The 14,168-nt window shown below is 72.9% G+C and carries 14 protein-coding genes; 5 read left to right on the top strand and 9 right to left on the bottom strand.

The genetic code is table 11. The annotated features are described in order from the left end of the window. Positions 1–155: 155 nt before the first annotated feature. Positions 156–815: an O-methyltransferase gene (locus EUA93_RS12500; protein ID WP_242497351.1), complete on the top strand. Its 660-nt coding sequence runs from the start codon at positions 156–158 to the stop codon at positions 813–815. A 31-nt stretch (positions 816–846) separates the two neighbouring features. Here EUA93_RS12500 and EUA93_RS12495 read toward each other — a convergent pair whose 3' ends face one another. Both EUA93_RS12495 and EUA93_RS12490 read right to left on the bottom strand, forming a co-directional pair. Beyond that, positions 847–2,373 (bottom strand): leucyl aminopeptidase family protein, encoded by a 1,527-nt coding sequence (locus tag EUA93_RS12495; protein ID WP_129400435.1) that lies wholly within the window; start codon positions 2,371–2,373, stop codon positions 847–849. Positions 2,374–2,375: 2 nt separating this feature from the next. After that, on the bottom strand, positions 2,376–2,543 hold the full coding sequence (locus EUA93_RS12490) for a DUF3117 domain-containing protein (protein WP_090967556.1): 168 nt from the start codon (positions 2,541–2,543) through the stop codon (positions 2,376–2,378). A gap of 185 nt (positions 2,544–2,728) precedes the next feature. Between EUA93_RS12490 and EUA93_RS12485 the strand changes: the two genes are divergently transcribed. Beyond that, the gene (locus EUA93_RS12485) at positions 2,729–3,520 is read left to right on the top strand and encodes an enoyl-CoA hydratase/isomerase family protein (RefSeq protein WP_129400434.1); all 792 of its coding nucleotides are present in this window, start codon (positions 2,729–2,731) and stop codon (positions 3,518–3,520) included. Positions 3,521–3,544: 24 nt separating this feature from the next. Here the strand turns inward: EUA93_RS12485 and EUA93_RS12480 are convergent, their stop codons facing one another. From EUA93_RS12480 to dapE, 5 genes are read right to left on the bottom strand one after another with little or no spacing between them, the layout of a single operon-like run. Continuing rightward, a complete protein-coding gene (locus EUA93_RS12480; RefSeq protein WP_129400433.1) occupies positions 3,545–4,306 on the bottom strand; it encodes a M14 family zinc carboxypeptidase in 762 nt (253 codons plus the stop codon). Then, positions 4,306–4,728 carry a hypothetical protein gene (locus EUA93_RS12475; protein ID WP_129400432.1) on the bottom strand — a complete coding sequence of 141 codons (423 nt, stop codon included), beginning with the start codon at positions 4,726–4,728 and terminating at the stop codon, positions 4,306–4,308. The genes EUA93_RS12480 and EUA93_RS12475 overlap by 1 nt, the downstream gene beginning before the upstream one ends. Before the next feature lie 16 nt (positions 4,729–4,744). Then, positions 4,745–5,047 carry a DivIVA domain-containing protein gene (locus EUA93_RS12470; protein WP_129400431.1) on the bottom strand — a complete coding sequence of 101 codons (303 nt, stop codon included), beginning with the start codon at positions 5,045–5,047 and terminating at the stop codon, positions 4,745–4,747. Continuing rightward, positions 5,044–5,793 carry an LOG family protein gene (locus tag EUA93_RS12465; RefSeq protein ID WP_129400430.1) on the bottom strand — a complete coding sequence of 250 codons (750 nt, stop codon included), beginning with the start codon at positions 5,791–5,793 and terminating at the stop codon, positions 5,044–5,046. The genes EUA93_RS12470 and EUA93_RS12465 overlap by 4 nt, the downstream gene beginning before the upstream one ends. Beyond that, positions 5,790–6,848 carry a succinyl-diaminopimelate desuccinylase gene (dapE, locus tag EUA93_RS12460; protein WP_129400429.1) on the bottom strand — a complete coding sequence of 353 codons (1,059 nt, stop codon included), beginning with the start codon at positions 6,846–6,848 and terminating at the stop codon, positions 5,790–5,792. The genes EUA93_RS12465 and dapE overlap by 4 nt, the downstream gene beginning before the upstream one ends. A gap of 117 nt (positions 6,849–6,965) precedes the next feature. On the opposite strand from dapE, the gene EUA93_RS22050 reads away from it, so the two are divergent. From EUA93_RS22050 to EUA93_RS12445, 3 genes are read left to right on the top strand one after another with little or no spacing between them, the layout of a single operon-like run. Further along, complete coding sequence (locus EUA93_RS22050; protein WP_129400428.1) at positions 6,966–8,864, top strand: PKD domain-containing protein; 1,899 nt, start codon at positions 6,966–6,968, stop codon at positions 8,862–8,864. Next, entirely contained in the window at positions 8,861–10,762 is a 1,902-nt protein-coding gene (locus EUA93_RS12450) for a PKD domain-containing protein (protein ID WP_129400427.1), read from the top strand. Before EUA93_RS22050 ends, EUA93_RS12450 begins: the two co-directional genes overlap by 4 nt. Further along, a complete protein-coding gene (locus tag EUA93_RS12445; RefSeq protein ID WP_129400426.1) occupies positions 10,759–11,463 on the top strand; it encodes a PKD domain-containing protein in 705 nt (234 codons plus the stop codon). The genes EUA93_RS12450 and EUA93_RS12445 overlap by 4 nt, the downstream gene beginning before the upstream one ends. On the opposite strand, the gene EUA93_RS12440 is transcribed toward EUA93_RS12445, so the two are convergent. Together EUA93_RS12440 and EUA93_RS12435 are read right to left on the bottom strand one after the other, a co-directional pair. Then, complete coding sequence (locus EUA93_RS12440) at positions 11,441–13,237, bottom strand: efflux RND transporter periplasmic adaptor subunit (protein WP_129400425.1); 1,797 nt, start codon at positions 13,235–13,237, stop codon at positions 11,441–11,443. The two genes, EUA93_RS12445 and EUA93_RS12440, sit on opposite strands and share 23 nt — an antisense overlap. Beyond that, positions 13,234–14,160, bottom strand: coding sequence for a hypothetical protein (locus EUA93_RS12435; protein WP_129400424.1), 927 nt, complete (start codon positions 14,158–14,160; stop codon positions 13,234–13,236). Before EUA93_RS12435 ends, EUA93_RS12440 begins: the two co-directional genes overlap by 4 nt. Between the last annotated feature and the right edge of the window lie 8 nt (positions 14,161–14,168).

Below are 14,168 nucleotides of genomic sequence, written 5' to 3'. Positions count from 1 at the left end.
AACGGTTCGCTGTCCTTCCTGACGCTAGGTAGCGCGCCTGAGAGTTCCCTGTGAACCCCATGCGCTCCGCCCAAGAAACCGGCGGCGAGATGGTGCCCGATGAGCAGTCCAACGAGCGAGGTGGCCCGAGTGTTCCCCGCGATAGAGTCGCGCTCGTGCCCACCACCACCCCGATCAAGCCCGCGAGCTGGTCCTACGCCGAGTCGTTCGTGGCCGAGGACGAGATCCTCGCCGCAGCCCGCAGCCGTGCCGAGGAGGTCGGCGTCACGCCGATCGGATCAGGCGGAGGTGCCGCGCTCCGCTTCCTGGCGTCCGTGCTCGATGCGCGCGCCGTCGTCGAGATCGGCACCGGCACCGGCGTCTCCGGCCTGTGGCTGCTGCGCGGGATGCGCTCCGACGGCGTGCTGACGACCGTGGACATCGAGGCCGAGCACCAGCGCCTCGCCAAGGAGACGTTCGCCGAGGCCGGCATCCCCGGCAACCGCGCGCGCACGATCGCCGGCACCGGGCTCGACGTGCTGCCCCGCCTGACCGACGGTCACTACGACCTCGTGTTCTGCGACGGTGACAAGCGGGAGTACGGCGCCTACCTCAAGGAGGCGCTGCGACTCCTGCGCCCCGGTGGCGTCGTGGTGTTCGACAACGCGCTCTGGCACGACCGGGTCGCCGACCCGGCCCAGCGCGACGAGGAGACCGTGGCCGTCCGCGAGCTCGGCCGCGCGGTCCTCGAGCACGAGTCGCTCGTGCCGGTGCTGCTCCCCGTCGGGGACGGCCTGCTCGCCGCCAAGAAGGAGTGGGCGCCCGAGGAGGCGTGACCCGCTCGGACCGCTCGGACCTCGACAGTCCTCAGGCGATCCCGGCCAGCGGGTCGTCGGAGCCGAGCCAGGCCAGCAGCAGGCGCGGTCCCCAGCCGCTGGGGCCGGCGGTCCACTCGTGGCGGTCGGTGGGCGACTCGGCCGCGGAGGCGAAGTCGATGTGGGCCCACGGGACGTCGGCGGCGAAGTGCTGGAGGAACAGCGCCGCGGTGATCGCGCCGGCGCCGCCGGCGGCGTTGTCGCCGTCGGCGATCCGGGAGGACACCTTCTCCTCGTAGTCGGCGACCAGCGGCATCCGCCAGACGGTCTCGCCGGAGGAGGAGGCGGCCGCCTCGACCTTCTCGGCGAGGGCCTCGTGGTTGGCGAAGTAGCCGCCGGTCCACTGGCCGAGCGCGACCTTCATCGCGCCGGTCAGGGTGGCGATATCGAGGATGGCGGCGGGCTCGATCTCCGAGACGGCGTACGCCATCGCGTCGGCCAGCACGAGCCTGCCCTCGGCGTCGGTGTTGTTGACCTCGGAGGTGCGGCCCCCGAAGTGCGTGATCACGTCGCCGGGGCGCATCGCCGACCCGCTGACGGAGTTCTCCGCAGCGGGGACGAGGCCCACCACGCGCACCGGGCAGTCGACGTCGCGCAGCGCGGCCATCGCCGCGATCACGGCGCCGCCGCCGCTCATGTCGCGCTTCATCGTCAGCATGCCCTCGCTGGGCTTGATGTCGAGACCGCCGCTGTCGAAGGTGATGCCCTTGCCGACGATCACGACGGTCGGCACCTTCTTGGACGCGCCCCTGGGCGTGTAGTCCATGCGGATCAGTCGCGGCTCGTTGACCGAGCCGGAGCCGACGGCGAGGATGCCGCCGAAGCCCTCAGCGGCGAGTCGCTCCGCGTCCCAGACCGTGACCTCGAGGCCCGCGGCCCCGCCGACCTCGACCGCCTGGTCGGCCAGCCAGGCCGGTGTCTTGAGGTTGGCCGGGACGGTGGCGAGCGCGCGCGAGCGCCAGCCGGCGCCGCCGAGCGCGAGCGCCTGGCCGAGCTCATCGTCGGCGCCCTCGTCACTGACGTCGGCCAGCACGATGCGTGCGACCGGGCGCTCCTTCGGGCCGGTGGAGCGCCAGTGGAAGGAGAAGGAACCGAGCATCGCGCCGACGACGAAGGCGCCGAGGCCGCCGTCGGGGGCGATCGCGGCGATCGAGGTGACGACGCTGACGCGGTCCTTGGCGGCCCTCGCCACCGCGGCGCCGGCACGACGGAAGTCGGTGACCGTGGCCTCGCCCACGCCGACGAGGAGCACGAGGCTCACGTCGTCGTCGGCCGCGGACACCGGGACCGCGGTGACCTCACCGGTGCGTCCGGTGGCCCGAGCCGCCTCGGCCGCGGCCAGCAGGTCGGTGCCGAGCGCCTCGGACGCCTCGTCGGCGCCGGGGCCGAGGATCGGGCCGTCGTCACCCGGGAGGACCGGGAACGCCCAGACCTCGGCGCCCCCGACCTGGTGGGGCAGCGCCGGGCTGAGCGCGAACTCGGGCGGTGAGACCTGGGGCGGCAGCTGTGCGATGGCCACGATCAGCCGACGACGTCCTTGAGGGCGTCTCCGAGAGCCGTCGCCTCATCGGCGTTCAGCTCGACCACAAGACGCCCACCACCCTCGAGCGGGACGCGCATCACGATGCCGCGGCCTTCCTTGGTGACCTCGAGCGGTCCGTCGCCCGTGCGGGGCTTCATGGCGGCCATCGGCGCACCTCTTCCTGTTCAGCCATCGGTTCGAGATGGAGGCTCTTCACATGCGAATCGAGGCGGCAGGATGTCGCTGGCCGCCCCGATCGGCGTCGTACGGCGTCCAGTATCCCTCATGAGCCGCGTGATCGGCACCACAGGGGCGCACCGGTGTGCGTCAAGGTTCCGGCAGACTGCCCCACATGACTGCACCAGTTCTCCTCGACGTCGCCGACTCGGTCGCCACCATCACCCTCAACCGGCCCGAGGCGATGAACGGCCTCGATGTGGCGACCAAGGACCTCCTGCGCGACACCGTGCACCAGGTCGCCGACGACCCCGAGGTGCGCTGCGTCGTGCTCACCGGCAGCGGCAAGGCGTTCTGCGTCGGGCAGGACCTCAAGGAGCACCTCGCCGGCCTCAAGGGCGAGGCCGACATCCCGCTGTCCGACACCGTCACCCAGCACTACAACCCGATCGTGCAGGCGCTCGCCACCATGCCGAAGCCGGTCGTCGCCGCGGTCAACGGCGTCGCGGCCGGAGCGGGCGCGAGCCTGGCGTTCGCCGCCGACTTCCGGATCCTGGTCGACTCGGCGGGCTACAACACCTCCTTCGCCGGCGTCGCCCTGTCCTGCGACACCGGGTCGAGCTGGACCCTGCCCCGCCTGGTCGGCACGGCGAAGGCGATGGAGCTGCTCTACTTCCCCCGCACCGTCTCCGCACAGGAGGCGCTCGAGCTCGGGCTCGCCACGCAGGTCGTGACCGCCGAGGAGTTCCCGTCCGCGGTCGGCGAGCTCGCGGCGCGGCTCGCGGCCGGCCCGACGGTGTCGTACGGCAGCATCCGGCAGGCAGTGGCGTACTCCGCCGGGCAGCCGCTCGACGCCTCCCTCGCCTTCGAGGCGCAGAAGATGGCGCTCACGGGAGGTACGGCCGACCACCTCGCCGCCGTCGACGCGTTCGTCGCGAAGGAGAAGCCGGTCTTCCGGGGTCGCTGACCTCCCCACCACTCGGGATGCGGACTACCGCTTCCGGCCGCGGTGGGCGTGGAGCACGCCGAGCAGCTGGCGGGGCGCCTCGACGACCATGCGGTGGCGGGAGGGGTGGCCGGGGTACTCGACGGTGAGCGCGGCGCCGCGGAACTCGTGGTTGAACCACATCGTCATCGTGCCGTGGCACAGGCTGCCGCAGTCGAGTCGCGTGCGCGGGAGCCGCAGCGCGCGGGCCAGCCGGCGGGCAAAGCGCGGGTCCTTGGTGTCGGTGTCCACGCCGTTGAGCGGTTGGTGGAAGCTGATCACGCGCATCGGGTCGATCTCGGTGAGGAAGTCCATGACGGCGCGGGTCTCGGGTTCGCTGCCCGGGCGGCGACCCGACTCGTAGCTGCCGTCGAGGTCGGCCCAGCGGTAGGGGAAGTTGCGGTTCAGGTCGACGCCGCGGGCGTTGCGCCGGGTGCCGCGCGCGAGCCCGTCGGGGTTGTACGTCGGGATCACCCAGAGGTCGACGCCCCTGATCCGCCGTCCGTCGCGCAGCGTCTCCAGGATCCTGCGGGTGTGCGGCTCGTTGCCGTGCATCGTGGAGATCAGCACGATCCGCCGCTTGCCGGGCTCGCCCAGCCGCCACGCCCGGATCGCGCGGTCCTGCACGGATCGACCGATCGTGCGGACCTCGACGACGGCAGGGCGCCCACCCGGGTCGGCCTCCACGGCGCCGGCCGGGCCGGGCGCCACCAGGCCGCCGACGAGCAGGCCTGCGGTCGCGATCAGGCCGACCAGCAGGCGGTGCATCAGACCGCGGCCGTGAGGTAGGCGTAGGTGAAGACCAGCACCCCGACGACCATGCCGAGGTGCGCCAGCAGGGAGAGTCCGGGGCCGTCGCTCCAGCTGTCGCCCTCGGCGTCGGGGACGTGCCGGCCGCGCGACGGCAGCCAGCGGGCCAGGACCAGGATCCCGCACACGGCGGTGACCCACCAGCACGCGATGGCGAGGATGCCGAACAACGGTCCGCCGGTGAAGCTGTCCTCCGGCGAGACCAGGACGCCGAGCCAGAGCACGAGCGCCACCGTGCCGAACACGAAGTGCGCGACCGGCAGGCGTCGGCTGATGGAGAACTGGCCCGCCGAGCCGTCGCCGCGGAGGCGGAGCCGGGTCAGCACGATCGCCACGGCCGCGAGGGCCGTGAGGATCCACACGACGATCTGGAACGACATGACGGGGCAGTCTGCCCTAGACGCTCGGCGCGTCGCCAGACGCGTCGTCGCCGGCGTCCGGGCGACCCTCGGCCCGCGCGTCCTCGAGCTCGGTCGCCAGCCGGGCGAGCAGGGCGTCGACCTCGGACATCCGGTAGCCGCGGACCGCGAGGGAGAACCGCACCCTGCGCAGGTCCTCGGCCCCGACCGGGCGATCGGTGGGCAGCACCACGTCGGGCCGGTCGTCGTACGCCGGCGCCATCGACCCGCCGCGGCCGGAGGCCACGAGGGCGACCCCGCCCATCGCGAGCACGATCAGGATCGCGAAGAGCCAGGTCATCGCCCGTCCTCCCGGGCCGCGACCATGATCGCGACGGCCTCGTCGACGTCGTCGGTGAGCACCATCATGTCGAGGTCGGAGACGTTGATCTTGCCGTCGGCCAGCGCGGTCCCGCGCAGCCAGTCGAGCAGGCCCGTCCAGTAGTCGGTGCCGATCAGCACGATGGGGAACGACGTGACCTTCTGCGTCTGCACGAGGGTCAGCGCCTCGAAGAGCTCGTCGAGGGTGCCGAGGCCGCCCGGCAGGACCACGAAGCCCTGGGAGTACTTCACAAACATCGTCTTGCGGGCGAAGAAGTAGCGGAAGTTGATGCCCTTGTCGACCCACTGGTTGAGGCCGGACTCGAAGGGCAGCTCGATGCCGAGCCCGACGCTCACGCCGCCGGCCTCGCAGGCCCCCTTGTTGGCGGCCTCCATCGCGCCCGGGCCGCCGCCGGTGATCACCGCGAAGCCGGCCTCGGTCAGCTTGCGCCCGGCCTCCTCCGCGACGGCGTAGTGCGGGTGGTCGGGCCGGGTGCGCGCCGAGCCGAAGACGCCGATCGCCGGACCGAGCTCGGCCAGCGCGCCGAAGCCCTCGACGAACTCGGCCTGGATGCGCAGCACGCGCCACGGGTCGGTGTGGACCCAGTCGGTCGGGCCGCGCGAGTCGAGCAGGTGCTGGTCGGTGGTGGAGCCCTCGGTGACCTGGCCGCGGCGCTCGATCACCGGGCCCGTCATCCGGTCGGCCGGCTCCGGGGACGTGCTCATGACAGCCACTCCTTGAGGATGCGCTCGCAGCGCTCGACGTGCTCGACGGGGACGTGCTCGTCCTGCTTGTGGGCGAACATCGGGTCACCGGGGCCGAAGTTGACGGCCGGCACGCCGAGCTTCGTGAACTGGGCGACGTCGGTCCAGCCGAACTTGGGCGCCACGCCTCCCCCGACCGCCTCGACGAACGCCTGCGCGGCCGGACGGTCGAGACCCGGGAGCGCGCCGGCGGCCAGGTCGGTCACCGTGACGTCGTACCCCTGGAAGAAGTCGCGGACGAACGCCTCGGCGTCGGCCTCGCTGCGGTCGGGGGCGAAGCGGAAGTTGACCTCGACGACGCACTCGTCGGGTACGACGTTGCCGGCGACGCCACCGCGGATCCCGGTCGCGTTGAGGCCCTCGTGGTAGGTGAGGCCGTCGATCTCGGGCTGGCGCGCGACGTAGTCGTTGAGGCGGGCCAGGACCGGAGCGGCGAGGTGGATGGCGTTGACGCCCTTCCAGCTGCGGGCGCTGTGCGCGCGCTCGCCGGTGGTCCGGACGTCGACGCGCATCGTTCCCTGGCACCCGGCCTCGACCGCGGCGTTGCTGGGCTCCATGAGGATGGCGAAGTCGGCCTCGAGCAGGTCGGGGTCGGACTCGGTGAGCTTGCGCAGGCCGTTGTGGACCGAGTCGACCTCCTCCGCCTCGTAGAAGATGAAGGTGAGGTCGCGGTTGGGCTCGGTGACGTCGGCGGCGAGCTTGAGCATCACCGCGTCGCCGCCCTTCATGTCGCAGGTGCCGAGGCCGTGCAGGATGCCGTCCTCGAGCCGGGCCGGGAGGTTGTCGTTGAGCGGCACGGTGTCGAGGTGCCCGGCGATCACGACGCGCCCGCCGAGGCCGAGGTCGGTGCGGGCCACGATCGTGTGCCCGCGACGCGTCACCGTGAGGTGCGGCAGCGTCCGCAGCGCGGCCTCGACCGCGTCTGCGATCTCCTGCTCGTGGTGGCTCACCGACTCGATGTCGACCAGCTGGCGGGTGAGCGCGACGACGTCGGCGGAGAGATCGAGGCGTGGCATGGCCCCGATTCAACCAGCCGATCCGGTCTAGACCTCCCTTGCCACCTCTGGGTCGCTGTCGGAATCTCAGGCGAGCGGTGGCACGGTGCGGCCGCGACGACCCGGGGGAACTTCATCGTGCGTACACGTCTGTGCTCGGCCGTGCTGGCCTGCTCGATCGCCCTGGCCGCCGCAGCCGCCGTCGTGCCGGTCGCCGGTGCGGCCGAGACATGGCTTCCGGCCGTCGACCTGTCCCGCCTCGACGTGACCGGCAGCGGTGCGGACGTGGCGGTCGACCAGGCCGGCAACACGACAGTGAGCTGGCTGCAGCAGGACAACGGCTCCTACCGGGTGCAGGTGGCCACGCGACCGGCAGGCCAGGCCTGGACGGACCCGGTGACCCTCTCCCCGCCCGGGCAGAGCGCCACCTCTCCTCAGGTGGTCGCCGGCGGCGACCGGGTGACCGTCGTCTGGACCTGGCCCGACGCGGGCTACTACCGGACGCAGTCCAGCACGCGGACGTCCGGCGGGGGTTGGTCGCCGGCAGAGTCGATCTCGCTGCCGGGCGGCAGCGCGATCGACGCGAGGGTGGCCGTCGACGCATCCGGTCAGGTGACCGCGACCTGGTTGCGTTACGACGGCTCCAACTTTCGGGCCCAGGCCTCCACGCGAGCCCTGACGGGGACATGGTCGGCGCCGACCACCCTGAGCGATCCGGGTCAGGACGCCAGCACACCGGACGTCGCGGTGAACGCCGCTGGGACTGCCGTCGCCGTGTGGGGCCGGTTCGACGGCACCCACAGCCGGATCCAGCAGAGCACCCGGTCGACCTCCGGCGACTGGTCCATCCCCACCGCCATCTCCGACCCGGGACTGTCTGCCTCGAGCCCGCAGGTGGTCGGCTCCGACGCCGGCGAGTTCACCGTGACGTGGAGGATGCAGGTCGCCGGTGTCTACCGCGCGCAGAGCAGCAGTCGACCCGCCGGTGGATCGTGGTCGGTCCCCGCGACACTGTCGGCCGCCGATGCCGGTCTGAACACCGCACCGGAGCTGGCGGTGGACGACACAGGCACGCTCACCGCGGTCTGGGTGGCCCGCGTCGCCAACGACTTCCGGGTGCAGTCCAGCCGCCGACAGCCCCAGGGTGCGTGGAGCAGCCCGGAGAACCTGTCGCCGCCTGCGGTGACCCCCGAGACACCGTCGGTCACAGCAGGGCCTCAGGGGATCACGACCGTGGTCTGGGCGCAGGGCACGGCCCAGAACAGGACGATCCAGGCGGTCGGCCGCCGGGTCGCCGAGCCCTGGGGCTCACCGGTCACGCTCTCCGCCGCCACTGCCAGCTTTCCGGCCATCGCCCTCGACTCGTCGGGCAACGCCTTCAGCGTCTGGACGCTGGCACCCGCGGGCGGCGGGACCACCCGCGTCCAGGGCGCCGCTCTGGACACGGCGGGACCGGTCGTCACCGGGTTCGTCGCTCCGTCCTCCGCGACGGCCGGCCAGCCGGCCGCACTGTCGCTGGCGGCGTACGACGTGTGGTCAGCCGTGGCCGGCACCACCTGGTCGTTCGGCGACGGGTCCACCGCCTCCGGGGCGGCGGTGTCGCACACCTGGTCCGCACCCGGCACCTACACCGTCACGGCCACCGTCGCCGACGCCGTCGGCAACACCACCACCCGGTCGAGCACGATCACCGTCGGAGCAGCACCCGGCGCCACGCCGGCGCGGCCGGCGGTGTCGAAGCTGAAGCTCAAGCCCGGCACCATCCACCTCACCGGACCGAAGAAGGACCGGAGGGCGAAGGTCACCGTCACCGTCACGACCGCGTCGAGGCTCACCCTGACGTTCAGGAAGTTGGGAGTGAAGAAGCCGCTACGGCTCGCCAAGAACCTCACCGCTGGGAAGAACGCCTTCACCCTCACCGCGAAGCTCGGGAAGAAGAAGCGCCTCACCATCGGGACGTGGAAGGTCACCGCCGTCGCCAAGAACGCCGCCGGATCCAGCACCGCGAAGAAGCTCACCCTGAAGGTGGTCCGATGAAGCGGGCGCGCTTCGCATCGATCTCGATCGCCACGGCGCTGGCGCTCGCCTGCGCGCCGCTCGTCACCCCGGCAGCCGTGGCGGTGGAGACCTGGCTCCCGGCGACCTACCTGTCGGAAGCCGACGCGGACGCCTACAACCCGGTCGTGGAGATCGACGCAGCCGGCAACGCCACCGCGGTCTGGGTCAACAAGTCCGGCACCGCCTTCGTGGTCCGGACGAGCTCACGTCCGGCAGCGGGCACGTGGTCCGCTGCGCTCACGCTGTCCGGCGACGTCGGCGCCGCGGTCGCACCGCAGCTGGCCGCCAACGGCCGGGGCGACCTCGTGGCCGCCTGGGAGTCCGGGCCCAGCACGACGTCGCGGGTCCAGGCCAGCGTGCGCGGCGATTCCGGTGGGTGGTCGGCGGCCGAGACCTTGTCCGAGGCGGGGCAGGGCGCGTCGTCCCCCTCCGTGGCGATCGACCGGACCGGACGCGCCACCGTCCTGTGGGTCAGGAGTGACGGGACCAACCGGCGCGTGCAGGCGAGCTCGCGCGGCACGAACGGCGCCTGGAGCACCCCGACCACCCTCAGCGAGGCGGGCAACGCGGCCCGCCAGCCGAGCGTAGGTGTCGACGGCACCGGGCGGCTGACCGCCGTCTGGGGCCGTTCGGACGGCACGAACTACCGGGTGCAGAGCAGCACACGTGCCCCGGATGGCGACTGGACGGTGGCGTCCACCGTCTCCGATGCGGGCCAGAGCGCGTCCGCGCCGACTGTCGCCGTCGACGAGGACGGAACCGCCACGGCACTCTGGATCCGCTCGGACGGTGCCAATGCGCGCATCCAGGCAAGCAGCCGACCGCCTGGCTCGGGCTGGTCCATCCCGGTCAACATCTCCGACCCGAACCAGGGCGTCTTCGGTGATCCCGCGGCGGCCGTGGACGCGGCCGGCGTCGTCACGGTGGCGTGGTCGCAGCTCGTCAACACCAACTACCGGACCCAGGTCAGCACCCGCCGTCCGGGCGGCGTGTGGACCCCCGGCACGACCATCTCCGTGGCAGGCCAGAACGGGCTGTATCCCTCCGTTGCCAGCCGCGGAGCACACACGGTGGTGACCTGGCTGCTCGCCGGAGTCGATCAGTCGCAGGCACAGGCGTCGACGCGCGCGGGCGACGGCTCCTGGCGGACCCCAGTCCGTCTTTCGAGCGGCACCCCCACGATCCCGGCCGTGGGCGTGGATCCCTCCGGCAATGCCGTCGTGACGTGGGGAGACAAGGGCGAGGGGACGACCGTCTACCGCATTCGCGCGTCCGCCCTGGACGGGGCAGGCCCCGTCGTGACCGCATTCAGCGCGCCTGCCACCGCGACAGCCGGCCAGCCCACCAACCTGTCGCTGGCGGCGTACGACGTGTGGTCAGCCGTGGCCGGCACCACCTGGTCGTTCGGCGACGGGTCCACCGCCTCCGGGGCGGCGGTGTCGCACACCTGGTCCGCACCCGGCACCTACACCGTCACGGCCACCGTCGCCGACGCCGTCGGCAACACCACCACCCGGTCGAGCACGATCACCGTCGGAGCAGCACCCGGCGCCACGCCGGCGCGGCCGGCGGTGTCGAAGCTGAAGCTCAAGCCCGGCACCATCCACCTCACCGGACCGAAGAAGGACCGGAGGGCGAAGGTCACCGTCACCGTCACGACCGCGTCGAGGCTCACCCTGACGTTCAGGAAGTTGGGAGTGAAGAAGCCGCTACGGCTCGCCAAGAACCTCACCGCTGGGAAGAACGCCTTCACCCTCACCGCGAAGCTCGGGAAGAAGAAGCGCCTCACCATCGGGACGTGGAAGGTCACCGCCGTCGCCAAGAACGCCGCCGGATCCAGCACCGCGAAGAAGCTCACCCTGAAGGTGGTCCGATGAGGGCGGCCGCGCTGGTCGCGTCCGCCGTCCTGGCCGTGGCAGTCCTGCCGATGACAGGTGTCGAGGCGCGGATCGCCGACACCACACCGCCGGTGATCGACTCGGTGAGGTGCGAGTGCCTGCGCCCCTACGCGTACTCCACCATCGCCCTCACGGCGACGGCGCACGACGACGAGTCGGGCATCGCGTCCGTGGCGTGGGTCTTCAGCGACGGCCTCACGGCCTCTGGGACGACCGTGCAGCGGCGCGTCGTCGAGGCCGGCACGCTGACGGCCACCGTCACCGTCACCGACGGGTCCGGCAACGTGAGCACGGGCGGCACCGAGGTGGAGGTCCTCGCCAACCCCTACCCGCCGGAGCCGTCCTACTCGGAACCGACGCTCGACCGCGTGCGGCTGAGCCCCGGCACGGTGTCCGCGAGTGGGCTCACGCCCGGCGTGCCCCGGAGAACGCGCCTGGACTTCCGCGTGCGTGACGACTTTGGCACGACGGCCATCCGGGTGCTGGTGAGGAACGCGCGGGGCGACAGGGTCGCACGCCGCGACCTGCACGGCTTGCGGGAGGGAGAGCGCAGTGTGCGGCTCCGGGCGCGCATCGGCGGGGTCCGGTTGCCTCCCGGCCACTACCGCGTGAGCGTCCGTGCCACCAACGACTACGGGTCGGCCGAGTCGCGGGGGCTCACCCTCCGGGTGGTCCGCTGAACCCTCCCCCGCCGAAGCCGCCCGTGCCACCGCTGAACCCGCTGCCACCGGGACCGCTGGTGGTGGTCGTGGTGTCACCAGTGGGCACGTCGGCGTCGACCTGGGCGAGGACCACGACGTCGCCTGCCTCGAGCCCGTCGGTGACCTCGGTCCGGGTCGACCCGCGGGCGCCGAGGGTCACCTGACGACGGCTCGTCGCGCCGTCCGCGAGCACGGTCACGCTGCTCATCGGCGACGTGCTCACCGCCGAGGTGGGCACGGTGACGACGTCGTCGACCGACGCGGTGACGACCTCCAGGGAGGCCGGCGTGCCGAGCGGGACGGTCTGGTCGGTGGCGTCGAGCACGGCCTCGACGGCGTACGTCGTGGTGCCGCTGGTCGGCTCGGCCGCGACCGAGGTGACCTCGCCGGCCACCGTGTCGTCGGCGCCGAGGACCGTGACGTCCACGTCCTGACCGACCTGCACCGCCGAGACGTCGGCGACGTCGACCTCGGCCGACACCGTGGTCGCTCCTGCGGCCACGACGACGGCGACGGTCGTGTCGGCGGTGACGTCGTCCCCGACGGCGAGGTCGAGGGAGCGCAGGGTGCCGGCCGTCGGGGCGGTGAGCTCGGTCGCCGCGAGGGCCTGCCTCGCGTCGACGAGGTCGGCCCTCGCCTGGTCGATCGCGGCCTGGTCCTGCGCGAGAGTGGCGGCGGTGACGGACTGCCCGACGCTGCCGCCGGACGTGCCGCCGCTCGACCCGTCGCTCGACCCTCCGCTCGGCATCGACTGGTCGGCGCCCCCGCCCGGCACCTGCTCCTGGCCGCCGGTGGGCGCCTGCTGGCCCTGCTGACCCTGCTGGCCCTCTCCGGACGGCTGGTCACCCGGCTGGTCCGTCGAGGACTCGCCGGGCTCGTCGGTCGGCGCCTGGCTCGGCGTCTGCGTCGGCGTCTGCGCGGGCGTCCCGGTCTCGGCATCTGCAGCAGCGTCGACGGCGGCGATCGCGGTCGTGAGGGTGCTGCCGAGGGCGTCGAGCGCGGTCTGGAGGTCCTGCTGCGCGGTGGCCGCCGCCTGCTGTGCGGCCTGGACGGCGACGAGGGCGTCGGCGCAGGCCTGGGCTGCGGGGTCGGCCGCGCACGTCGTCGTCTGCGCCTCGAGGGCGGTGCTCGCCGTGGCGAGTGCGGTCGTCGCGGCCGACTGCGCCGTGAGGACGGCCTGCTGCTGGGCCGCGAGCTGGGCCAGCGCGGCCTGCACCGCCGGGTCGTCGCTCGCGGCGACGGTCCGCGCGGCCGCCGTCCGCACGGCGACCGTGGTGATCGTCGGCGACGACGTGGTCCCGACGGCCGCGGTGGTCGCGGTCGTCGTACGCGATCCGCTGGTGCTCGCCACCGTCGTGGCCGTGGTGACGGCGTCTGCCTGAGCGTCGAGGTCGGCCTCGAGCTGTGCTCGGGCAGCGTCGAGGGTGGCCCGGGCGCGGTCCAGGCTGCGTTGCAGCTCGGTGCGCGAGGTCCGGGCGATGACCTGGCCGGCCTTCACCTCGTCCCCCTGCTCCACGAGGACCTGCGCGACGGTGCCGGACCCGGAGAACGCGAGGTCGGTGCGACCACTCTCGCTGACCGTGCCGGACAGCGCGAGGTGCTCCTCGACCGATCCGGTCGCCGCCGTCGCCGTGCGGAAGTCACCGGTCGTGGTGGCCCCGAAGCTGTTCGCGGCCGTCGCGCCGCCCGCCACCAGGACGCACGAGGCACCGACGACGGCGAGCCAGCCTGCCCGCCCCCGGGGGCGCCTCACGAGGCGTCCTGGCCCGAGTCGCTCGAGTCGCCCGAGCCACCCGGGCCGCCGGGCATGCCGCCGCCCATGGCCCCACTGAAGCCACCGACGGTGCACGCACCGTCGACCTTGTCGCTCACCGAGACGGTGTCGGCCGTGACGGCACCGGTGTCGTCGGACTCGCCCCGCGCCGAGACGCAGGCGCCGACCTCGATGTCGTCAGCCGTGCCGTCCTGCGTGGTGGTGAGGGTGGTGTCGTCGTCGACGGTGACGGTCACGTCCGACGTCGTGGCGTCGGTGCTGTCCTCGCCCGGCGCGACCATCGCGACCGCCGCGACGGTGAAGCCGCCGTCGTCGAGCGCGGTGACCTCACCGGAGACGATCCCACCCGGGCCGCCAGCGCCGCCGGGCGCTCCCGACGGCATGTCGCTGGGCATGTCGCTGGGCATGTCGGAGGGCATGTCGCTGGGCATGTCGGAGGGCATGTCGCTCGGCGCCCCGGACGGCCGGTCGCCTCCCCCTGCGCCGAACCCACCGGTGCACTCGCCGTCGACCGGGTCGGTGACCCGGACCGTCGTCGCGGCGGTCGAGGAGTCGTCGTCGGCGGTCGTGCTCATGACGACCACGCAGCTGCCGACGGTGAGCTCGTCGAGGCTGGTCGGGACCTGGGTGGTGATCGCGGTCGCACCGGTCAGCGTCACCGCGACCTGGCCCGACACCTGGCTCTGCACCTGCAGGACGTCGCCCTGGACGGCTGCGACCTCGCCGCTGGCGCCGGGGAAGCCGCCGCCGGGTCCGCCGGGCGCGGCGCCGGCGGACGGCGTACTGCTGCCACCCCCCGTCGACGAGGCATCGGAGGCGTCGGCACTGCTGCTCGAGCACGCCGACAGCGACAGGGCCAGGACGGCGAGGGCCGCCGGGGCGAGGGTGAGGTGCTTGTTCACGAGGTTTC

The sequence above is a fragment of the Nocardioides oleivorans genome, from assembly GCF_004137255.1.
GTDB classification, from domain to species: domain Bacteria; phylum Actinomycetota; class Actinomycetes; order Propionibacteriales; family Nocardioidaceae; genus Nocardioides; species Nocardioides oleivorans.
Note: the sequence above shows the minus strand (reverse complement) of the source record. Positions and strands in the feature narration are given on the sequence as shown.